The sequence below is a fragment of the Paraburkholderia sp. RAU6.4a genome (genome assembly GCF_050435625.1).
GTDB lineage: Bacteria > Pseudomonadota > Gammaproteobacteria > Burkholderiales > Burkholderiaceae > Paraburkholderia > Paraburkholderia tuberum.
Window position 1 is genome coordinate 181,393 of sequence record NZ_JBNDKQ010000002.1, and the last position, 20,055, is coordinate 201,447.

A 20,055-nucleotide genomic window follows, 5' to 3' on the forward strand; every position below is an offset into this window, starting at 1 on the left:
ACGCTGCATGGAACCGATCAAAGTTGGACTGCTGGGCTTCGGCACGGTAGGCAGCGGGACCTTCACGGTACTGCGCCGCAATCAGGAAGAAATCAAACGTCGCGCGGGTCGCGGCATCGAGATTGCGCGCATTGCCGTGCGCAACCCGGCCAAGGCGACCGCGGCGCTCGGCGGCGAAGCCGGCAGCGTGGCGCTGACCGATGACTTCAACGCGCTCGTCGACGATCCTTCGATCGCGATCGTCGCGGAAATGATCGGCGGCACCGGCATCGCGCGCGACCTCGTGCTGCGCGCGATCAACAACGGCAAGCACGTGGTCACCGCCAACAAGGCGCTGCTCGCGGTGCATGGCACGGAGATTTTCGAGGCGGCGCGCGCGAACGGCGTGATGGTCGCGTTCGAGTCGGCGGTGGCGGGTGGCATTCCGATCATCAAGGCACTGCGCGAAGGGCTGACGGCGAACCGCATCCAGTACATCGCGGGCATCATCAACGGCACGACGAACTACATCCTGTCGGAGATGCGTGACCGCGGGCTCGATTTCGCGACCGCGCTGAAGGCCGCGCAGGAGCTCGGCTACGCGGAAGCCGACCCGACCTTCGACATCGAGGGCGTCGACGCGGCGCACAAAGCGACGATCATGAGCGCGATCGCGTTCGGCGTGCCGGTGCAGTTCGACCGCGCGTACGTCGAAGGCATCAGCAAGCTCGCCGCGATCGACATCAGATACGCTGAGGAGCTCGGCTACCGCATCAAGCTGCTCGGCATCACGCGCCGCACCGACAAGGGCATCGAGCTGCGCGTGCACCCCACGTTGATTCCGGAAAAGCGCCTGCTCGCGAATGTGGAAGGCGCGATGAACGCGGTCGTCGTGCATGGCGACGCGGTCGGCACGACGCTGTACTACGGCAAGGGCGCGGGCGCCGAGCCGACGGCTTCCGCCGTGGTCGCCGATCTCGTCGACGTGACGCGTCTGCACACGGCCGACCCCGAGCACCGCGTGCCGCATCTGGCATTCCAGCCGGACAGCCTGTCGAACACCCCGATCCTGCCGATCGAAGAAGTCACGAGCGGCTACTACCTGCGCCTGCGCGTCGCCGACGTGACCGGCGTGCTCGCCGACATCACGCGCATTCTGGCGGACACCGGCATTTCGATCGACGCGCTGCTGCAAAAGGAATCGGAGCTCGTCGACGCGAACGGCAAGGGCGAAACCGACATTCTGCTGATCACGCACGAGACGGTCGAAAAGCAGGTCAATGCCGCGATCAGGTCGATCGAGGCGCTCGAGACCGTCGTCTCGCAAGTCACGAAGCTGCGCATGGAAGCGCTGAACTAGGCCGAACTATGAACTACCTCTCCACGCGCGGCGCCGGAGCCGGCGAGCGCCATACCTTCTCCGAGATCCTGCTCGGCGGTCTCGCGAAAGACGGCGGCCTGTATCTGCCGGCCGACTATCCGCGCGTCACCGCCGACGAACTCACGCGCTGGCGCACGCTGCCGTACGCGGATCTCGCCTTCGAGATCCTGTCGAAGTTCTGCGACGACATTCCCGCCGACCACCTGCGCGCACTGACGCGCAAGACCTATACGGCCGCGACCTACTGCAACGTGCGCGACGACGAAAGCGCCGCGCAGATCACGCCGCTGAAGACGCTTGGCGTCGAAGACGGCGCGCCGCTGTCGCTGCTCGAACTGTCGAACGGTCCGACGCTCGCGTTCAAGGACATGGCAATGCAGCTGATCGGCAACCTGTTCGAGTACGCGCTCGCGAAGCATGGCGAAACGCTGAACATTCTCGGTGCGACGTCGGGCGACACCGGCAGCGCCGCTGAATACGCGATGCGCGGCAAGAAGGGCATCCGCGTGTTCATGCTGTCGCCGCACAAAAAGATGAGCGCGTTCCAGACCGCGCAGATGTACAGCCTGCAAGACCCGAACATCTTCAACCTCGCGGTGCAAGGCGTGTTCGACGACGCGCAGGACATCGTGAAGGCGGTGTCGAACGATCACGCGTTCAAGGCGAAGTACAAGATCGGCACGGTCAATTCGATCAACTGGGCGCGTGTCGTCGCGCAGGTCGTCTATTACTTCAAGGGCTACTTTGCCGCGACGAAGTCGAACGCCGAGCGCGTGTCGTTCACGGTGCCGTCGGGCAACTTCGGCAACGTGTGCGCGGGTCATATCGCGCGCATGATGGGTCTACCGATCGAGAAGCTCGTCGTCGCGACCAACGAGAACGACGTGCTCGACGAGTTCTTCCGCACTGGTATTTACCGCGTACGCAAGGCGGCCGAGACGTATCACACGAGCAGCCCGAGCATGGACATCTCGAAGGCATCGAACTTCGAGCGCTTCGTGTACGACCTGCTCGGCCGCGATCCGGCGCGCGTGCTGCAATTGTTCCGCGACGTCGAGGAGAAGGGCGGTTTCGATCTCGCGGCAAGTGGCGACTTCGCGCGCGTAAGGGAGTTCGGTTTCGTGTCGGGCAGCAGCAGCCACGACACCCGCGTCGACACGATCCGCGACGTGTTCCAGCGTTACGACACGATGATCGACACGCACACGGCCGACGGCGTGAAGGTCGCGCGCGAGCATCTGCAGCCCGGCATTCCGATGATCGTGCTCGAGACCGCGCAGCCGATCAAGTTCGGCGAGACGATCCGCGAGGCGCTGCTGCGCGAGCCGGAGCGGCCGGCGGCGTTCTCGGGGCTCGAGTCGCTGCCGCAGCGCTTCGAGGTCGTGCCCGCGGATGCGCAGCGGGTGAAGGACTTCATCGTCGCGAATGCCGGCGAATAAGGGCGAGCGGGCCGCGTGAGCCGTTTTACGGCTCACGCGGGATGCCGCGTCGCTTCACGTTGATCGACGCCCACGCCCGCACTACGAGAAAACGCTGGCCGCACCCTCGGCGGCCACGCATCGAAAAAACACCAAAAGCTCCCCATAACGCCCGGCCGCCCAGGCTAACGGCATCGGCCGCTACAATGTTCTTTTAACCTGCGGCTTCCCCCCTCCAGATGTCCACACCCACGCCCCGCGCCCCGATGCTCGCCACTGCCGATGCGCTGGCGATCCTGCTCGACGCCGCGCGCGCGCTCGACGGTATCGAAAACGCTGCCGACGCTCGACGCGCTGAATCGCGTGCTCGCCACCGACGTGACGTCGCCGCTCGACGTGCCGCCGATGAACACGAGCGCGATGGACGGCTACGCGGTCCGCATCGCCGATCTCGCGCACGGTAGCCGCCTGCCGGTCTCGCAACGCATTCCGGCCGGCCATGCGCCGACGCCGCTCGCGCCCAATAGCGCGGCACGCATCTTCACCGGCGCGACGGTGCCCGCCGGCGCGGACGCGGTCGTGATGCAGGAGCAGACCGAGGCGGCTGGCGACGAGGTGACGATCGTGCATCGTCCGCAGGCGGGCGAATGGATCACCGCACAGGGCGCCGATATTCGCGCGGGCTCGGTGATCCTGCCGGCCGGCACGCGGCTCACGCCGCAGGCGTTGGGGCTTGCCGCGTCGGTCGGATGCGCGCGGCTCGAGGTGCGCCGCCGCGTGAAGGTCGCCGTATTCTTCACCGGCGACGAACTGACGATGCCCGGTGAGCCGCTGAAGCCCGGCGCGATCTACAACTCGAATCGATTCACGCTGCGCGGCCTGCTCGAGAAGCTCGGCTGCGACGTGACCGACTATGGCATCGTCGCCGATCAACTCGACGCGACCCGCGCGACGCTGCGCGAAGCCGCCGAGGCGCACGATCTGATTCTCACCTGCGGCGGCGTGTCGGTCGGCGAGGAGGATCACGTGAAGCCGGCGGTGGAGGCCGAAGGGCGTCTGTCGATGTGGCAGATCGCCATGAAGCCGGGCAAGCCGCTCGCGTTCGGCGCGGTGCGGCGTGGTGCGGGTGGTGCGGGTGGTGCAAATGGGGGCGAGCCGGCCGAAACGTTTTTCATCGGCCTGCCCGGCAATCCGGTGTCGAGCTTCGTGACGTTCCTGCTGTTCGTGCGTCCGTTCGTACTGCGGCTGGCCGGCGTGCAGGCGGTCGCGCCGCGCGCGCTGTCGCTGCGCGCGGACTTCACGCAGGGCAAGGCCGATCGCCGCAACGAGTTCCTGCGCGCGCGCGTCAACGTGGCGGGAGGGCTCGATCTGTTTGCCAATCAGAGTTCGGCCGTGTTGACGTCGACCGTGTGGGGTGACGGTCTGATCGACAATCCGCCGAACCACGCGATCAGCGCCGGCGAAACCGTGCGCTTCATTCAGTTTTCCGAACTGTTGAACTGAGGCCGGTCGTGCGCGGCATGCGCGGCGTAGACCGGCGGTATCCCGATGAAGATCGAACTCCGATATTTTGCGAGCGTGCGTGAAGCGCTCAATACGTCCGACGAAAGCGTCGAGGTGCCCGACGGCATCGCGACCGTCGGCGATGTGCGCGCGTGGCTGCGCGTGCGTGGCGGCATCTGGGCCGAGACGCTCGCCGAAGGCCGCGCGCTGCGCATGGCCTGCAACCACGTGATGACCGGCGCGAGCACCCGCATCACCGAGGGCTGCGAGGTCGCGTTCTTTCCGCCCGTCACCGGCGGCTGAACCGCACTCTCGCACATCACGTTCACGCCAGCGACAAAAGCCCTCAGGAGCCGTCCATGCCCGTTCGCGTCCAGACCGAAGACTTCGACCTCAGCGCCGAGGTGGCCGCGCTGCGCGCGCGCAATCCGAGGATCGGCGCGCTCGTGTGCTTCGTCGGCACCGTGCGCGATCTCAACGAGGGCAGCGCGGTCGAGACGATGGAGCTCGAGCATTATCCGGGCATGACGGAGAAGTCGCTCGAGGCGATCGTCGAGCGTGCGCGCGAACGCTGGCCGGGCATCGAGGTGCTGATCGTGCATCGCGTCGGCAAGCTGTATCCGCTCGATCAGATCGTGCTCGTTGCGACGACGGCCGCGCATCGCGGCGACGCGTTTGCGTCGTGTGAATTCGTGATGGACTATCTGAAGACCGAAGCGCCATTCTGGAAGAAGGAGAAAACCGACGCGGGCGAGCGCTGGGTCGACGCGCGCGTGACCGACGATGCCGCGCTCGCGCGCTGGGGAATCGATTCGGGAAATCGGACTCCGGAGTAAACGAGTCGCGGGCCGCGGAGTTGCGACGGCGCACGCGGCGTCTTTGTGTGAGGGGCGTCGGCGCCGGCCGACGTTCACTCGTCCCGCGAGCGTCCGATGATCGGCACCGGGAACGGCTCCCCAGCCGGCCGCGACGGATGCTCGCCATCGTCGTCAACGTCGCCAACTCGCGGCCGACGCTTCGGCGCCACCCGCTCGAGCAGCGCCTGCTGCTCCGGCGGGATCTTGTAATCCCAGCCGAAACGGCTCAGTTGCAGACTCTGCGCAATCCGCAGCGCCGGCTCCATGAAACGGACCGCCGCGGCCGGCTGATAGCGCGATTCGACCGTATCGAGGAACAGATACAGCCAGCGGCTGAAATGCTGCGGCTCGATGCCTTCGAGCGGCTGATGCGCCTGCTGCACGTTGCCGCGATACTGCTTCGCGCCGAGCACGAGGCTGCTCCAGAATGCGCACATCTTCGGCAGATGGTCGTCCCAGCGGCCCGCGAGCTTCGCGTCGAAGACCGGACCGAGCAGCGGGTCGGCACGCACGCGATCGTAAAAGCCATAGACGAGGTCGCCGATATTGGCGTCGGTGGGTTCGGCCGCGCGTTCGACCGGCGGCGCGGCGGGGAAAGACGGATTCATGCGGATTCCAGAAAATTGCGGTTGCCGATGACGGCTGAACTGAACCTTGACCCCCCCGTTTTTCTAACAAACGGTTGATGCGGAAAAAGCTACTATTGCTATCCGAAACAGTATTGCAGCGCGATTCGGGGAACGACGCCCGCCGGCCAGTCATGCCAGCCAGTCATGCTAGGGCGTAGCGTTCGTTCCCGGCAACCCTTGCCTCGACGCGGTTATCGGGACGTTCAAGGCGCTTGCTCGCAGCCTTTCAAGCTATACCGGGACCTATGAGACTTACCGACTATACGGATTACGCGCTGCGCGTGCTGCTGTACCTCGCGGTGCGGGGCGACGGATTATCGACGATTCAGGACATTTCGCAAGCCTACGGCATCTCGAAGAACCATCTGATGAAGGTCGTGCAGCAGCTGGGCGAGCTCGGCTGGGTCGAAACCGTGCGCGGCCGCAACGGCGGCTTGCGGCTTGGCGCGCAATCGCTATCGCTGAGCGTCGGCGACGTGGTGCGGGTCACGGAAAGCGACTTTGCGCTGGTCGGCTGTCTGCCGGACCGGCAGGGCCAACAGCGGCCTTGCGTCATCACGACGCAGTGCCGGCTGCGTGGCGCGTTGCAGGCGGCGAACCTCGCTTTTCTCGCCGAGCTCGATCGTTTTACGATCGGCGAAGTCGCGCAACCGAAAAGTCCGCTCGCGGCGTTGCTCGGGTTAGGCTCCACGATTCAGATGGTGCCGCTGCCGATTACGGTGGTATCGGATAGCACGCGCGGCGGCAGTCCGGCGACGCTGGGCCGCAAGAACTAGAACATCCGGCCGGCTCCCGGGTGCGCAAACCCGCCCGGCCGCATCACAGGGGAAGGATCGCGGCAGTTCTTGCGCTCAAATGTCAAATAGTTGCGGCCGAGGCCAAAAAAGCGCTTGAAACCCTAATAAAACGCCTCATTTTGGTGGTAATCGAAATTGGAGGTCTCTTGATGAGAATCGACAAACTCACCACTAAATTCCAGGAAGCGCTCGCGGACGCCCAGAGTCTGGCGGTTGGCCACGACAATCAGTACATCGAACCCGTCCACGTGCTCGCGGCACTCGTCGCGCAGCAGGACGGCTCCGCTCGCTCGCTGCTGTCGCGCGCCGGCGTGCATGTACAACCTCTACAAACCGCACTGAACGACGCGGTCACGCGGCTGCCCCAAGTGCAAGGCACCGATGGCAACGTGCAGATCGGCCGCGAACTGACCGGTCTGTTGAACCAGGCCGACAAGGAGGCGCAGAAGCTCAACGACACGTTTGTCGCGAGCGAAATGTTCCTGCTCGCGGTCGCCGACGACAAAGGCGAGGCCGGCCGTCTCGCGCGCGAGCATGGGTTGTCGCGCAAGGCCCTCGAAACCGCGATCGCCGCGGTGCGCGGCGGCTCGCAGGTGCATAGCCAGGACGCCGAAAGCCAGCGCGAAGCGCTGAAGAAATACACGATCGACCTGACCGAGCGCGCCCGCGCAGGCAAGCTCGACCCCGTGATCGGCCGCGACGACGAAATCCGCCGTTCCATTCAGATCCTGCAGCGCCGCACCAAGAACAACCCGGTGCTGATCGGCGAGCCGGGCGTCGGCAAGACCGCGATCGTCGAGGGGCTCGCGCAGCGCATCGTCAACGGCGAAGTGCCGGAAACGCTGAAGAACAAGCGCGTGCTGTCGCTCGACATGGCCGCGCTGCTCGCGGGCGCCAAGTATCGCGGCGAGTTCGAGGAGCGCCTGAAGGCAGTGCTCAACGACATCGCGAAGGACGAAGGGCAAACCATCGTCTTCATCGACGAGATTCACACGATGGTCGGCGCCGGCAAGGCCGAAGGCGCGATGGACGCGGGCAACATGCTGAAGCCGGCGCTCTCGCGTGGCGAGCTGCATTGCGTCGGCGCGACCACGCTCGACGAATACCGCAAGTACATCGAAAAGGATGCCGCGCTCGAGCGCCGTTTCCAGAAGGTACTGGTGGACGAGCCGTCGGTCGAGGCGACCATCGCGATCCTGCGCGGACTGCAGGAGCGCTATGAGCTGCACCACGGCGTCGACATCACCGACCCGGCGATCGTCGCGGCCGCCGAGCTGTCGCATCGTTACATCACGGACCGCTTCCTGCCCGACAAGGCGATCGATCTGATCGACGAAGCCGCGTCGAAGATCAAGATGGAAATCGACTCGAAGCCGGAGGAGATGGATCGGCTCGACCGTCGTCTGATCCAGCTGAAGATCGAACGCGAAGCGGTGAAGAAGGAGAAGGACGAAGCGTCGCAGAAGCGTCTGCAGCTGATCGAAGAGGAAATCGAGCGGCTCAACCGCGAATATTCGGACCTCGATGAAATCTGGACCGCGGAAAAAGCGGCGGTGCAAGGCAGCGCGCAGCTGAAGGAAGAGATCGAGAAGACGCGTGCGGAAATCGTGCGTCTGCAGCGTGAGGGCAAGCTCGAGAAGGTGGCCGAATTGCAGTACGGCAAGCTGCCGGGTCTCGAGGCGCAGCTGAAGGAAGTCACGCGCGCCGAGGCCGAGGAGCAGAACAGTCCGAAGCGTCCGCGTCTGTTGCGCACGCAGGTCGGCGCGGAAGAAATCGCCGAGGTCGTGTCGCGGGCCACCGGCATTCCGGTGTCGCGCATGATGCAGGGCGAGCGCGAAAAGCTGCTGCAGATCGAGTCGAAGCTGCATGAGCGCGTGGTCGGCCAGGACGAGGCGATCAGCGCGGTCGCCGATGCGATTCGCCGCTCGCGCGCGGGTCTGTCGGACCCGAACCGTCCGTATGGCTCGTTCCTGTTCCTCGGGCCGACCGGCGTCGGCAAGACCGAGCTGTGCAAGGCGTTGGCGTCGTTCCTGTTCGATTCGGAAGAGCATCTCATCCGTATCGACATGAGCGAGTTCATGGAGAAGCACAGCGTCGCGCGTCTGATCGGCGCGCCGCCGGGTTACGTCGGCTACGAGGAGGGCGGTTATCTAACCGAGGCCGTGCGCCGCAAGCCGTATAGCGTGATCCTGCTCGACGAAATCGAGAAGGCGCATCCGGACGTGTTCAACGTGCTGCTGCAGGTGCTCGACGACGGCCGCATGACCGATGGCCAGGGCCGCACCGTCGACTTCAAGAACACGGTGATCGTGATGACCTCGAACCTTGGTTCGCAGGTCATCCAGGCGATGGTCGGCGAGCCGCAGGAAGCCGTGAAGGACGCTGTGTGGGAAGAGGTGAAGCTGCACTTCCGGCCCGAGTTCCTGAACCGGATCGACGACGTCGTCGTGTTCCATGCGCTCGATCGCTCGAACATCCAGTCGATCGCGCGGATCCAGCTGCAGCGTCTGCACGAGCGGCTCGCGAAGCTCGACATGCAGCTGGTGGTGTCGGACGCGGCGCTCGAGCACATCGGCAAGGTCGGCTACGACCCGCTGTTCGGTGCGCGGCCGCTGAAGCGCGCGATCCAGCAGGAGATCGAGAACCCGATCGCGAAGCTGATTCTGGCCGGCAAGTTCGGTCCGAAGGATGTAATTCCGGTCGAAGTGGACGACGGCAAGCTGCTGTTCGAGCGCGTCGTGCACTGAAGGCGATGGCTTGATGATGCGAAGGGACGATAGCAGGCGAGTCGTTCCCGCCAACGTTAAGAAACCGGCAACGAAGGTGACTTCGTTGCCGGTTTTCTTTTGCCCGCCGATTTCAAACCGGTGGCATCACCGTGGAGCGAAGGTCTCTGCAAGCCGCCAGCGCATGGCGCACAGCGTGCTCAAGCGTTGCCCTTGTTGCCGAGCAGCGCCGACAGGCCGCCGAGCGCGCCGAGCACCGTGGTCGCGTTCAGCTTGCCATCGGCCGGCACTTCGCCTTCCGGCGTGGCCGCGTTGACGACGTGCGGCAGGATCTGCGACAGCAGACCCGTCACCTGATCCGGCTGGACGCCGGCCTTGGCGGCGAGACCGGTCACGGCTTCCGAGCCCAGCACGTTATGCAGCGCGTCGGGTGCGATCGGCTGGTTTTCGCCATTGCCGACCCACGATGACACGACGTCGCCGAGGCCCTTTTCCTGGAAGCGCTGGATCAGGCCGTTCAGGCCACCAGGCTGGTTGTTGACGAATTCGAGCGCGGCGGCGATCAGCGCTTGCTGGCCGCCGCCTTCTGGCGATTTGCCAAGCAGGGAACCGATGGTGTCGAGTAGGCTCATGACGGTCTCTCTTCAATGCCGGCGCGTATGACGGCCGGGCGGGTGACGTCGACGCGCGGTTGCGCGTCGCGGTGAAACGCAAGGGCGGCAGCCCCGCCGGGCTCAAGCGCCGGACGCAGCCGCGGCGGATGCCGCCTTGCTCTTCTTCGCTTTCTTCTTCGAAGCCTTGGTGCCGGACGCGTCGGCCGGTGCGCTAGCCGCGACGGCCGGAGCCGAAGCGGCTGCCGCTTCGGATGCTGCGGCCTTGTCCTTCTTCTTCGACTTCGACGGCTTCGCGGCCGAGGCGGGGGCAGCCGCGGCCGGCGCTGCCGTCGTGGCAGCGGGCGCGGCGGCGGTGGTTGCCGCGGGAGCCGCCGGTGTGGTCTTCGTGGCCGGCTTGGTGGACGTCTTCGCGCCGGTCGGCGGTGCCGACGAGCCGTTGATCGTCAGTCCGGCCGCTTCGAGGTTCTCGACCGATTTCTGGCCGATGCCCTTCACACGCGCGGCGAGATCGTCGGCGTTCTTGAACGGGCCGTTTTTGGCGCGTTCGTCGACAATCGCTTTCGCATGCACGGGGCCGATGCCCTTGACCGATTCGAGCGCGGCCTGATCGGCGGTATTCACTTCCACGGCCGCGGCAAATCCGGCCGACAGCGACAAAGCCACAGCGACGCAAAGCATGAAAAGCTTCTTCAGCATGGCAAGCACTCCATTGAGGGCAAAAAGTTAGCCGGGAACGGACGACCTATCCTGTCAGCGGGCGCTGCGTTTAAGCATAGGACAAATCGCAGGCCCGATTTGAGATAGCGGACGATTTATACCGATCGATTGATGACAAGTAAATCCACCACACAATATTTAAAGCTTTTGGCGGCATGCAGTGCCGGTGAATTTATCGGTCGATATCGATCGCGATAACTCGTCTGCGATAAAGAATGAGCAACGCAAAGGAATGACAGCGTCCGACGCTTGACTTAGAGTGCACTCGAAGTCCTAACCTGAGTCCGTCATGTCGAAACACTCAACCGCGCTCACCATCGGTCAGGTCGCCGAAACGATCGGCGTGTCCACGCACACGCTGCGCTATTACGAACAGGCCGGCCTGATCCGGCCGGTCGGACGCACGCAGACGGGGCACCGGCTGTACTCGCCGGCCGATCTCGACTGGTTGCGCTTCGTGATGCGTCTGAAGGCAACGGGCATGTCGATCTCCGGCATGCAGCAGATCGCCGCGCTGCGCGCGCAAGGCCATCCGACGATGCGCGCACGCCGCGACCTGCTGGTTGCGCATCGCACCGCGCTGCTCGCGCGGATCGCCGATCTGCAGAGCAACCTCGGCGCGATCGACGACAAGATCGCGTACTACGAGGCGGCCACGAGCGGCGCGCTTGAGCCCGATCCGGCACGACAGGACGACGAAGCCTCGTCGCCCTCACACCCCGATAAGGACTCGCAATGGACTACGCACACAACGACCGCTACGCGCGGGGCTGGGACAAGCTCAGGGAAATCGACGGTTCGGCGGGCGAGCAGGTAATCGCCGCGCTCGCGCCCGTCGCGCCGGAATTCGGACGCCTGTTGATTGAATTCGGCTTCGGCGACATCTACAGCCGGCCGCAGCTCGATCTGCGCACGCGTGAGATTGCGACGATCGCGTCGCTCGCGACCCTCGGCTGCGCGCAGCCGCAGCTGAAGGTACATATCGAGGCGGCGCTGAACGTCGGCTGCACGCGCGAGCAGATCGTCGAGGTGTTCATGCAGATGGCGCTTTATGCGGGCTTCCCGGCCGCGCTCAATGCGCTGTTCGCGGCGCGGGAAATTTTCGAGGCCAAGGATCGGGAGGGGCAGGCGCATACGCGGCGTGAGCGGGCTGAGCTGCGTGGGGAAGGAAAGGCGGATGCAGAACAGGTCGTCTCTCACCCCGGCTTGGGCGCAACTGACGGTCCGGTCGGTGCTATTCGTGGCCTTCCCAACCCTCCATCCCCTCAAACAGCCGAATCAACCAGCGCCGCCGCAGCCTCGCGCAAATAGCGCTGGCTCACGAATCGCCAGTACACGAGCAAGCCGAGCCCGGCAATCGCGAGACTTGCGGTATTCGCGACCCAGAAGCCGCGCGCGCCGGTCAGCCAGGGCGGCGTGAGGCCGGTCGTATCGAAGCCGAGTGCATAGCCGCCGCCGAGCCCGACTCCCCACAGCGCCACCGCATAGATGATGGTCGGCACGACCGCGACCTTGTAGGCGCGCAGCACGAACGCGGTCGAGATCTGCAACGCGTCGAACAGGTGGTAGCAGGCGACGATCAGCACCAGCGGCAACGCCTTCGCCGCCACCTGCGCGTTCGTCGTATAGCCGTCGACGATATACGGCCGCAGCACGAGCACGAGCGCGCCATAGCAGCACGCGATCGCAACCGCCATCGCGATGCCGTGACGCGACAGCGTGCGCGCCGCCTGCGGCCGATGCGCGCCGAGCGCCTGCGCGACCAGCGTCGACGACGCGATGCCGATCGACAGTGGCGTCATATAGAGCACCGCGCCGACGTTGCCGGCGATCTGGTGCCAGGCGAGTGTCGTCGTGCCGAAACGCGCGATGAAAAGCGCCATGAAGGTGTACGACGTGACCTCGATCAGATACGACAGCCCCATTGGAATACCGAGCCGCAGTTGCGCGGCCTGGCGCTTCCAGACCGGCCAGCAGAAGTGCGTGAAGATGCCGAGTGCCTTGAAATCGTCGACGCGCGCGAGCAGCAGCATGCCGAGCGCCGCGAGTGCCCAGTTGAGCAGCGTGCTCGCGAGCGCGCAGCCCGGACCGCCCAGCGCGGGCACGCCGAGGCCGCCGAAAATGAACCAGGTATTGAGCGGAATTTTCAGCAGCAGCGCGGCGATCTGCAGGAACATCACGAGCCGCGGTTTGGCGAGCGCGTTGGCAACGGAGCCGTAGACCCGGAAGGCGAGGCCGGCGGGCAGCCCGAACGCGAGAATCCGCAGGTACGCGAGCGTGCGCTCGTGCAGCGCGTCGGGCACCCGCGACAACGCCAGCAGCGGTCCGGGGAAGAACAGGATCAGAAAGCCGATCACGGTCAGCGCGGCGGCAAGCCACCATGACTGGCGGACCTCTTCGCCGATCTCGCCGTAGCGACGCGCGCCGTACAGCTGCGCGGTGATCGGCTGCAGCGCGGTCAGGATGCCGGTCAGGCCGATATAGACCGAGACGTAGATCGACGAGCCGAGGCCGAGCGCGGCCAGATCGACGGCCGAGTAGCGCCCGACCATCGCCGTGTCGATCACGCCGAACGCGATGATGGCCAACTGGCCGATCAATACGGGCCACGCGAGCGCGGCGATCTTCCGTACGTCGGCGAACATGGTCAGTCGCGCTTCTTGTGCCAGTTGCGGCGCTTGCCGGGCGGCGGCTTGGGACGGTCGATGCGCACGTACAGGCGGAAGCGCTCGTCGCGGTCGGCGGCGCGGCGGCCTTCCCACACGAGCTTCCAGATGTAGTCGGGCATCGCGCTCGGGTTGCCGTAGTCCTGCGAGTCCTGACGCAGGATTACGTCGCAGTCCTGGTCGAACGAGAAATGCATGTCGCCGAAATACGCGAATGTCGCGATCTGCGCATTGCCCAGGCGCACCGGCGCGATGCACGTGTAGTCATCGGGCAAGTGGGCGGCGATCTGCTGCGCGACGTCGCGATAGGTCCGGCTGTAGTTGACGACCGGCAGCCACAGCGTCATCAGCAACACCCACATCAGCGTGGTGCCGGCGCTCGACAGCACGACGCTGCGCCACAGCACCTTCGGATGACGCGCGAGGCGCCAGCGCACCAGCAGGAACCAGCACACGGTCACCGCGACCGCGCACACGAACGACAGAATCTTGAACTGCGGCACGAAGCCGGGCGCGAGTCGCGCGAGATTGCGCGCGAGCGGATGCGGAAAGCCGGTCAGGCCTGCCACATACACGAGCCATACGAAGCTGCCGAGGATCGTGAAGCTCAGCAGCGCGAACCAGTCGATCGCGTTGATCGCGCCGCGCTTGAGCGTCGGCAGCGCGAAAGTGGCGAGCACCGCGAGCGGCGGCAGCAGCAGCATGTAGAGTCGGTTCGACTGATGGCTTTGCAGCACGACGAGCACGAACAGCGGCCCGATCACCGACAGCGGAATCGCCACGTGCGGCGCGCGCCGCAGTCCCTGCCAACTGAACCACGACCACAGCGCGAGTGGCCAGGCGGGCCATGTGAAGAGCGGCAGGTTTTTCAGCGCATACGCGGCGACCGAGCCGGGCGGGCCCGCGAACGAACTCAGGCTCACGTGCAGCCACTGGTTCAGATACCAGACAGCGTCGTCCGGGAACGCGGTGAGCGCGATGATCGGCCACGACACCGCGAGCACGAGCGCCACGGGCAGACCCGCGAGCAGCAGCCAGCGCGATCGCGTTTCGCGTACGATCAGCGTCATCGCGAGCGTGCCGAGCAGCAGCGCGCCGACCAGCACCGGGCTGCTCGCGAGTGTGACGAGGCCGATCGCGAGACCCCAGATCAGCGCGCCCTGAATCGGCTTGTCGATCATGCGCACGAGGCCGTACACGAGCATCGCGATGCAGACGAACTGCGCGAGCTGCGGCGTGGTCTCGTGACCGCGCTCGGCGAGGCCGAAGCACGCGAGCAGGATCAGCAGTGCGCCATCGGCGAGCGTGCGGCCATAGTCGCGCGGTTCCGGCTCGCCGCCGAACGCATATTTGAATGGCTGCACTTCGGCACGCCGGCCGAGCAGATACGCCGCGTACCAGACGAACGCACAGCCCGCGCAGAACAGCAGGCCCGTGAACACGCGCGACGCGTTGCTCGCGTCGACCCACGGTGCGAGGACGCGGATCGCGCTCGCGCCGAGCCAGTAGCCGAGCGGGCCGTCCTCGGTCAGATATTTGCCGACCAGATTTGGCAGTAGCCAGTCGTGCGCGCCGCCGTTCGCCATCGTCCACATCACACCAAAGCCGGCTGCGTCCTCGTTCTTCCACGGATCGCGGCCGAACAGGCCGAACGAGGCGTAGACGATACAGATGGCCAGCAGCAGCCAGCGCGGCAACGCACTGGTCGCAGAGGCGGTGAGGCGAACGACAGGTCTCATGCGGTGTGTGGAGTCTGGATAAACGATGCAGCCGGAGCGGCCCGGCAGGTCAGGGCGCGAGGGCCCGTTTCGAGCATCCGGCATTGTAGTCGTGCCGTGCGATGCACGTCACGGCCGGTAACGCCCGGCAACGTCAATGGACAAGCTGTAACACAGTGTCGCGAAAGCGCGGCGTGCTCCTTCCGGCTGAAGGCTTCGCGCGGCGTGCGACCCAGCGGGCGCACAAGCGCAGGCGACAAAAAAGGGCAGCTCGCGCTGCCCTTTCTGTTTGCTCCGTTGCCGGCCGGCAGCCGGCAACGTTGCGGTATTACTTTACTGCCTTGCCCGAAGCACGTGCGCCGAACTTCTTGTTGAACTTCTCGACGCGGCCGGCCGTGTCCATGATCTTTTGCTGGCCGGTGTAGAACGGATGTGATTCCGACGACACTTCGATCTTCGCGAGCGGGTAGGTCTTGCCGTTGAATTCCGCGGTTTCGCGCGTCTGGATGGTCGAGCGCGTCACGAACCTGAAGTCGTTCGACATGTCGACGAACAGGACTTCGCGGTAATTCGGGTGAATGCCTTCTTTCATGGTCTTTCCTTGTAATCTGGCGGTAGCCAACCCGCGTGCAGCCTCGAATGGGACTGCCTTCAGGCGCGAGCCACTTGCCTACGGTCGAAAAACCGCGATTATGCCAGAAAATCAGTCGCTTGGCGATTTTTCTGCCAGCGGATTCTATTGCGGCGCAAGCGGCGCCCACATTCGCGGCGTCTCAAATGGGCATGAACGTCAAACCGACGCGCGCTGGATCTTGCCGGTAGTAGCGCGCGAGCAGTCGGTACAGTTCCGGATACTCCGCCTCGAACGCTTGGGGCCGCACGAACAGCGCCTCGCTGCATACGGCAAAAAATTCCGACGGATGGTCCGCCGCATACGGATCGATCAGCGACTCGCGTTCGAAACGCGCCCAGCGTCGCTCGGGCACCGCGTCGACTTTCGCACAGAAGTGATCGTATGCATGGTCGAACACATCGGCCCATGCCTGCGCATCGAGCGGCGCGTGCCAGCGGCGCATCAGCGGCGGGTGGCCATCCGCTTCGCCGTTGAGCATGTCGATTTTGTGCGCGAACTCGTGGATCACGACGTTGTATGCGTCGCTGCCATCGGTCATCTGCGCGTCTTCCCATGACAGCACCACCGGGCCGCCTTCCCACGCCTCGCCGCTGGCGTCGTGTTCGATCTCGTGCACGACGCCATCTTCGTCCTCAACGGTCTTGCGGATCACGAACTCGCCCGGATAGACGATCACGCCGACCCAGCCGCGATACAGATCAAGGCTCAGGTTCAGCACCGGCAGGCACGCCTGCGCGGCGATGCCGACCGTCATCGCATCGGTCAGCTCGAGCTCGTGCGCGGTCGAGAACTCCTTCTGCGCGAGGAAGAGAGTCGTCATCTCGCGCAGCCGCGCGAGATCCGGCGCTTCCAGATGCGTGAGAAAGGGTAGGCCGGCGAGTATCGTCTGCCACAAGGAATCGTCGATCGCGTAGTCGCGCAGCGCGCGCTCGCGACGCCGTGCGCCCAGCCAGTTCGTGAGTTTCGACAGCATGCTTGGAGCCCACCTTCAGTCGATCTGTTTTTGCTACGCGGCGAACGGGCCGCCGCATATGGCGACGCCGATCAGAAAATAGAGACCGTCGAGCGACGCGAGCAAACTGGCCTGCTGCGCAATCGACCGGCTGATCGAAGCGCTCGCGAGCGCGTGCGCTTCGCTCGCCGCATGACCGGCGGCGGGGGAGCCGCGCGCCAGCGTCGCGAGCGTGTTCTGGTAGACCGGATTGTACGGATTCACGGACTCCGCGAGGCGACTTTGATGCAGCGCGAGCCGGTGCTGCTCGACGATGATCACCGAGGCGGTCGCGAAGGAGATGGTCAACTGCCGGACGATGTTTTTCAGCCGGTAGCCGTGCGTGAACTCCTCCTCGATCAAGAAGATGCGGCACGTCAGATTCGCGACCGGCGGCACGATGAACGGCAACAGCAGGCCGCGCAGCAGCAGCGGCAGGGCGAGCGCCGCCTCGCCGACGTCCGGTGACATGCGTGTGATCCACCCGGCGGCGAACGCGGCCACCCCGAGGCCCGGCACGATGATCCACTTCTTGCGCGGCAGCAGCTTCGCAAAACGCAGATAGACGAACAGCGCGCTCGCCGAAATCAGCGACGTGGCGCCGACGAGCCGCCCGGTGTTCTCGACGGGATAGCCGAGGCCCCTCCGAGAAACCGCGTGTACGTTCACGCTGATGTTGAGACGGCGCATTGTCTCTGCGGACGATGGACGAAAAAAAACCGCTCGCAGTTTGCGAGCGGTTTTTCATGCGTTGCAGTTGCCGACTAATACGGCCAGCACGAACGTCGCGCGTTAGCTGCCGCCGCCACGACGCATCATGTCGAAGAACTCGGAATTGCTCTTCGTCTGGCGGATCTTGTCGAGCAGGAATTCCATCGACTCGACTTCGTCCATGTCGTGAATGAACTTGCGCAGTACCCAGATCTTCTGCAGCGCTTCGGGCTTGATCAGCAGCTCTTCGCGGCGCGTGCCCGACTTGTTCAGGTTGATTGACGGGTAGACGCGCTTCTCGGCGAGACGGCGTTCGAGGTGCACTTCCATGTTGCCGGTGCCCTTGAACTCTTCGTAGATCACATCATCCATGCGGCTGCCGGTTTCGATCAGCGCCGTGCCGATGATGGTCAGCGATCCGCCTTCCTCGATGTTGCGCGCCGCGCCGAAGAACCGCTTCGGGCGCTGCAGCGCGTTCGCGTCGACACCACCCGTCAGCACCTTGCCCGAGGCCGGTACCACCGTGTTGTAAGCGCGCGCGAGACGCGTGATCGAGTCGAGCAGAATCACGACGTCGTTCTTCATTTCGACGAGGCGCTTGGCCTTCTCGATCACCATTTCGGCGACCTGCACGTGACGCGCGGCGGGTTCGTCGAACGTTGAGGCGATCACTTCGCCGGCCACCGAACGCTGCATTTCCGTCACTTCCTCCGGACGCTCGTCGATCAGCAGCACGAACAGCACGACGTCGGGATGGTTCTGCTTGATCGCGTGCGCGATGTGCTGAAGCATCACGGTCTTGCCCGACTTCGGCGACGCGACGAGCAGGCCGCGCTGGCCCTTGCCGATCGGCGCGATCATGTCGATGATGCGGCCGGTCACATTCTCTTCGCCACGCATTTCACGTTCGAGCAGCAGCACCTTGTTCGGGTGCAGCGGCGTCAGGTTTTCGAACATGATCTTGTGCTTCGAGGCCTCCGGCGGCTGGCCGTTGACCTTGTCCACCTTCACCAGCGCGAAATAGCGTTCGCCGTCTTTCGGCGTGCGCACTTCGCCTTCGATCGTGTCGCCCGTATGCAGATTGAAGCGGCGGATTTGCGACGGGCTGATGTAGATGTCATCCGTGCTGGCGAGGTAGGAGGTTTCCGGCGAACGCAGGAAGCCGAAACCGTCCGGCAGCACTTCGAGGGTGCCGTCGCCGAAGATCGTGTCGCCCGCTTTGGCTCGTTTTTTTAGAATGGCGAACATCAATTCCTGCTTGCGCAGGCGGTTCGCGCTTTCGATCTCGAGGCCATTGGCCATCTCGATCAATTGGGACACGTGCAGAGTCTTAAGCTCGGATAAATGCATACGGAGAACCCGCAGGAGAAGGTGCGACGAAATGAAATCTGGGAGGAGGGTGAGCGGAACCGCTCAAAGACTTACACGTCTTTTCGACGTTTTGTGGATTCTAGCATAGCACACGCCAATTTAAGCCAGTGCGGCAGCGTGGCATCTTTGTTGCAAAGCGTGTTGCCAGCTGACAACACGCTTGACCGGCGGGCGCGGTGGTTTGCTCACCCGATGCGCCCGATTCTCCAACTGCCTGCGGCGCGCGATGGACCCGCGAGCGCCGCGGCGTACTGCTTGCTTTACAGGTTGCCGTCGAGGAACGCGGTGAGTTGCGACTTCGACAGAGCTCCGACCTTCTGAGCGGCAACGGCGCCGTTCTTGAACAGGATCAATGTGGGGATGCCGCGCACGCCAAACTTGACCGGCGTGGACTGATGCTCGTCGACATTGATCTTCGCGACTTGCAGGCGATCGGCGTAGTCCTTCGCGACCTCGTCGAGGATCGGCGCGATCATCTTGCACGGACCGCACCATTCGGCCCAGAAATCGAGCAGCACGGGTTTATCGGATTTCACGACGTCCTGTTCGAACGATGCGTCGCTAATATGCTTGATTTGTTCGCTCATTTATGAATACCTCTGTCGGTTCGAGGCCCGCCTGAATTGCTCGCCACGATACGTCAAAAACTGGGAAAACTTCTGTTCGCTTTGCCGCATCCGGAGCCTCGCCGCGCATGCCTGTGAAAATCAGAAAAACCGCCGGATTTTCACGCAATGCACGGAAAGAGTCGCGTATGCGGGTCTTTCAACTGGCAGTGTAGCTTAATTCGCTATGCGTTGCCGATGGCGATAGTACTCATCAAGGCAGTGGGGCTAATAGGCCGCCGCCGCAGCGTCGGCCGGTTTCTGCGGCTCACGGCGGCCGCGTTGCAATCTAAATGGAGTCGCGCGCGGCGAACTCAAGTGCCGCGCGTGGCGGGCGTCGCCGCGGTGGCCGGGAGGGCGTCTGGCGGCGTGCAGAAAGCGGCCGCAAACCGCGCGAAGCCGTTCGAAGCGGAGCGTCGTTCGCGTTTTGCTCATGCCAACAGTCGCACAATGCGCGCGGCAATGATAGAATCCTTCGTGACGGGCCTCCTCGCATGGAGGGATGGTCAACCTGGTCAGGTCGGGAACGAAGCAGCCACAGCCGTTTTCCACCAGTGCCGAGGGTCGGGCTCGTCACCTTTCCTTGCTTTTTTCTCCGCGACCGTTTTCACGGCTTCTGCGCAGTCTGTCCTCAGTCATTCCCAGCTTTTGTATTGATCGTTCGCCGTCTTCGGATGGAGCGTCGTCGTGGCCGTTTCGCGCATTTCACGCGTCTTCCCGAATCGGTTTTGCGCGCCA

At 64.4% G+C, this 20,055-nt stretch carries 16 protein-coding genes, 1 other RNA gene and 3 pseudogenes; 10 read left to right on the plus strand and 10 right to left on the minus strand.

Translation table 11 applies throughout. From position 1 onward, the window contains the following. Positions 1-7 precede the first annotated feature (7 nt). The 5 genes and pseudogenes from OKW40_RS05620 (at position 8) to moaE (ending at position 5,117) form a co-directional block, all read left to right on the plus strand. A complete protein-coding gene (locus tag OKW40_RS05620) occupies positions 8-1,339 on the plus strand; it encodes a homoserine dehydrogenase (protein WP_429488660.1) in 1,332 nt (443 codons plus the stop codon). An 8-nt stretch (positions 1,340-1,347) separates the two neighbouring features. Next, a complete protein-coding gene (gene thrC, locus OKW40_RS05625) occupies positions 1,348-2,799 on the plus strand; it encodes a threonine synthase (RefSeq protein WP_187618792.1) in 1,452 nt (483 codons plus the stop codon). A gap of 245 nt (positions 2,800-3,044) precedes the next feature. Then, positions 3,045-4,281 (plus strand): annotated as a pseudogene (locus tag OKW40_RS05630) (molybdopterin molybdotransferase MoeA). A 45-nt stretch (positions 4,282-4,326) separates the two neighbouring features. Then, positions 4,327-4,584: a molybdopterin converting factor subunit 1 gene (gene moaD / locus OKW40_RS05635; protein ID WP_090804599.1), complete on the plus strand. Its 258-nt coding sequence runs from the start codon at positions 4,327-4,329 to the stop codon at positions 4,582-4,584. Positions 4,585-4,640: 56 nt separating this feature from the next. Continuing rightward, a complete protein-coding gene (gene moaE, locus OKW40_RS05640) occupies positions 4,641-5,117 on the plus strand; it encodes a molybdopterin synthase catalytic subunit MoaE (protein WP_429488663.1) in 477 nt (158 codons plus the stop codon). A gap of 74 nt (positions 5,118-5,191) precedes the next feature. Here moaE and OKW40_RS05645 read toward each other — a convergent pair whose 3' ends face one another. Further along, positions 5,192-5,746 (minus strand): group III truncated hemoglobin, encoded by a 555-nt coding sequence (locus OKW40_RS05645; protein WP_429488665.1) that lies wholly within the window; start codon positions 5,744-5,746, stop codon positions 5,192-5,194. 266 nt (positions 5,747-6,012) lie between these two features. Here OKW40_RS05645 and OKW40_RS05650 point away from each other — a divergent pair, with 266 nt between their 5' ends. Beyond that, positions 6,013-6,543, plus strand: coding sequence for an Rrf2 family transcriptional regulator (locus OKW40_RS05650; protein ID WP_090804605.1), 531 nt, complete (start codon positions 6,013-6,015; stop codon positions 6,541-6,543). Positions 6,544-6,713: 170 nt separating this feature from the next. Then, positions 6,714-9,311: an ATP-dependent chaperone ClpB gene (clpB, locus tag OKW40_RS05655; RefSeq protein ID WP_090804607.1), complete on the plus strand. Its 2,598-nt coding sequence runs from the start codon at positions 6,714-6,716 to the stop codon at positions 9,309-9,311. 179 nt (positions 9,312-9,490) lie between these two features. Here the strand turns inward: clpB and OKW40_RS05660 are convergent, their stop codons facing one another. Then, on the minus strand, positions 9,491-9,922 hold the full coding sequence (locus OKW40_RS05660) for a YidB family protein (RefSeq protein ID WP_018418148.1): 432 nt from the start codon (positions 9,920-9,922) through the stop codon (positions 9,491-9,493). A 102-nt stretch (positions 9,923-10,024) separates the two neighbouring features. After that, the gene (locus OKW40_RS05665) at positions 10,025-10,600 is read right to left on the minus strand and encodes a ComEA family DNA-binding protein (RefSeq protein ID WP_184064883.1); all 576 of its coding nucleotides are present in this window, start codon (positions 10,598-10,600) and stop codon (positions 10,025-10,027) included. 310 nt (positions 10,601-10,910) lie between these two features. Here OKW40_RS05665 and OKW40_RS05670 point away from each other — a divergent pair, with 310 nt between their 5' ends. Further along, a complete protein-coding gene (locus OKW40_RS05670; protein WP_090804611.1) occupies positions 10,911-11,438 on the plus strand; it encodes a MerR family transcriptional regulator in 528 nt (175 codons plus the stop codon). Next, positions 11,357-11,746: pseudogene (locus tag OKW40_RS05675) on the plus strand (carboxymuconolactone decarboxylase family protein); the annotation flags it as partial. The gene OKW40_RS05670 and the pseudogene OKW40_RS05675, both read left to right, overlap by 82 nt. A 140-nt stretch (positions 11,747-11,886) precedes the next feature. Here OKW40_RS05675 and OKW40_RS05680 read toward each other — a convergent pair. The 7 genes and pseudogenes from OKW40_RS05680 to trxA form a co-directional block, all read right to left on the minus strand. After that, the gene (locus tag OKW40_RS05680) at positions 11,887-13,266 is read right to left on the minus strand and encodes an MATE family efflux transporter (protein WP_429488667.1); all 1,380 of its coding nucleotides are present in this window, start codon (positions 13,264-13,266) and stop codon (positions 11,887-11,889) included. A gap of 2 nt (positions 13,267-13,268) precedes the next feature. Next, positions 13,269-15,026, minus strand: coding sequence for an ArnT family glycosyltransferase (locus tag OKW40_RS05685; RefSeq protein WP_187618786.1), 1,758 nt, complete (start codon positions 15,024-15,026; stop codon positions 13,269-13,271). A gap of 307 nt (positions 15,027-15,333) precedes the next feature. After that, entirely contained in the window at positions 15,334-15,597 is a 264-nt protein-coding gene (locus OKW40_RS05690; RefSeq protein WP_090804621.1) for a type B 50S ribosomal protein L31, read from the minus strand. A gap of 181 nt (positions 15,598-15,778) precedes the next feature. Further along, the gene (locus OKW40_RS05695; protein WP_429406160.1) at positions 15,779-16,612 is read right to left on the minus strand and encodes a zinc-dependent peptidase; all 834 of its coding nucleotides are present in this window, start codon (positions 16,610-16,612) and stop codon (positions 15,779-15,781) included. Between the two features lie 33 nt (positions 16,613-16,645). After that, positions 16,646-17,272 (minus strand): annotated as a pseudogene (locus tag OKW40_RS05700) (MFS transporter); the annotation flags it as partial. A gap of 150 nt (positions 17,273-17,422) precedes the next feature. Next, on the minus strand, positions 17,423-18,691 hold the full coding sequence (gene rho, locus OKW40_RS05705) for a transcription termination factor Rho (RefSeq protein ID WP_026225411.1): 1,269 nt from the start codon (positions 18,689-18,691) through the stop codon (positions 17,423-17,425). 281 nt (positions 18,692-18,972) lie between these two features. After that, positions 18,973-19,299 carry a thioredoxin TrxA gene (gene trxA, locus OKW40_RS05710; RefSeq protein ID WP_013089343.1) on the minus strand — a complete coding sequence of 109 codons (327 nt, stop codon included), beginning with the start codon at positions 19,297-19,299 and terminating at the stop codon, positions 18,973-18,975. Positions 19,300-19,796: 497 nt separating this feature from the next. On the opposite strand from trxA, the gene ffs reads away from it, so the two are divergent. Then, an RNA gene (ffs, locus tag OKW40_RS05715) (signal recognition particle sRNA small type) lies at positions 19,797-19,895 on the plus strand. Positions 19,896-20,055 lie beyond the last annotated feature (160 nt).

Coding starts and splice junctions, on each gene's coding strand:
- clpB (WP_090804607.1), top strand. CDS start 6,714: ATGAGAATCGACAAACTCACCACTAAATTCCAGGAAGCGCTCGCGGAC.
- OKW40_RS05695 (WP_429406160.1), bottom strand. CDS start 16,612: ATGCTGTCGAAACTCACGAACTGGCTGGGCGCACGGCGTCGCGAGCGC.
- OKW40_RS05670 (WP_090804611.1), top strand. CDS start 10,911: ATGTCGAAACACTCAACCGCGCTCACCATCGGTCAGGTCGCCGAAACG.
- OKW40_RS05685 (WP_187618786.1), bottom strand. CDS start 15,026: ATGAGACCTGTCGTTCGCCTCACCGCCTCTGCGACCAGTGCGTTGCCG.
- OKW40_RS05660 (WP_018418148.1), bottom strand. CDS start 9,922: ATGAGCCTACTCGACACCATCGGTTCCCTGCTTGGCAAATCGCCAGAA.
- OKW40_RS05650 (WP_090804605.1), top strand. CDS start 6,013: ATGAGACTTACCGACTATACGGATTACGCGCTGCGCGTGCTGCTGTAC.
- OKW40_RS05620 (WP_429488660.1), top strand. CDS start 8: ATGGAACCGATCAAAGTTGGACTGCTGGGCTTCGGCACGGTAGGCAGC.
- OKW40_RS05645 (WP_429488665.1), bottom strand. CDS start 5,746: ATGAATCCGTCTTTCCCCGCCGCGCCGCCGGTCGAACGCGCGGCCGAA.
- OKW40_RS05665 (WP_184064883.1), bottom strand. CDS start 10,600: ATGCTGAAGAAGCTTTTCATGCTTTGCGTCGCTGTGGCTTTGTCGCTG.
- OKW40_RS05680 (WP_429488667.1), bottom strand. CDS start 13,266: ATGTTCGCCGACGTACGGAAGATCGCCGCGCTCGCGTGGCCCGTATTG.
- moaE (WP_429488663.1), top strand. CDS start 4,641: ATGCCCGTTCGCGTCCAGACCGAAGACTTCGACCTCAGCGCCGAGGTG.
- rho (WP_026225411.1), bottom strand. CDS start 18,691: ATGCATTTATCCGAGCTTAAGACTCTGCACGTGTCCCAATTGATCGAG.
- OKW40_RS05690 (WP_090804621.1), bottom strand. CDS start 15,597: ATGAAAGAAGGCATTCACCCGAATTACCGCGAAGTCCTGTTCGTCGAC.
- trxA (WP_013089343.1), bottom strand. CDS start 19,299: ATGAGCGAACAAATCAAGCATATTAGCGACGCATCGTTCGAACAGGAC.
- thrC (WP_187618792.1), top strand. CDS start 1,348: ATGAACTACCTCTCCACGCGCGGCGCCGGAGCCGGCGAGCGCCATACC.
- moaD (WP_090804599.1), top strand. CDS start 4,327: ATGAAGATCGAACTCCGATATTTTGCGAGCGTGCGTGAAGCGCTCAAT.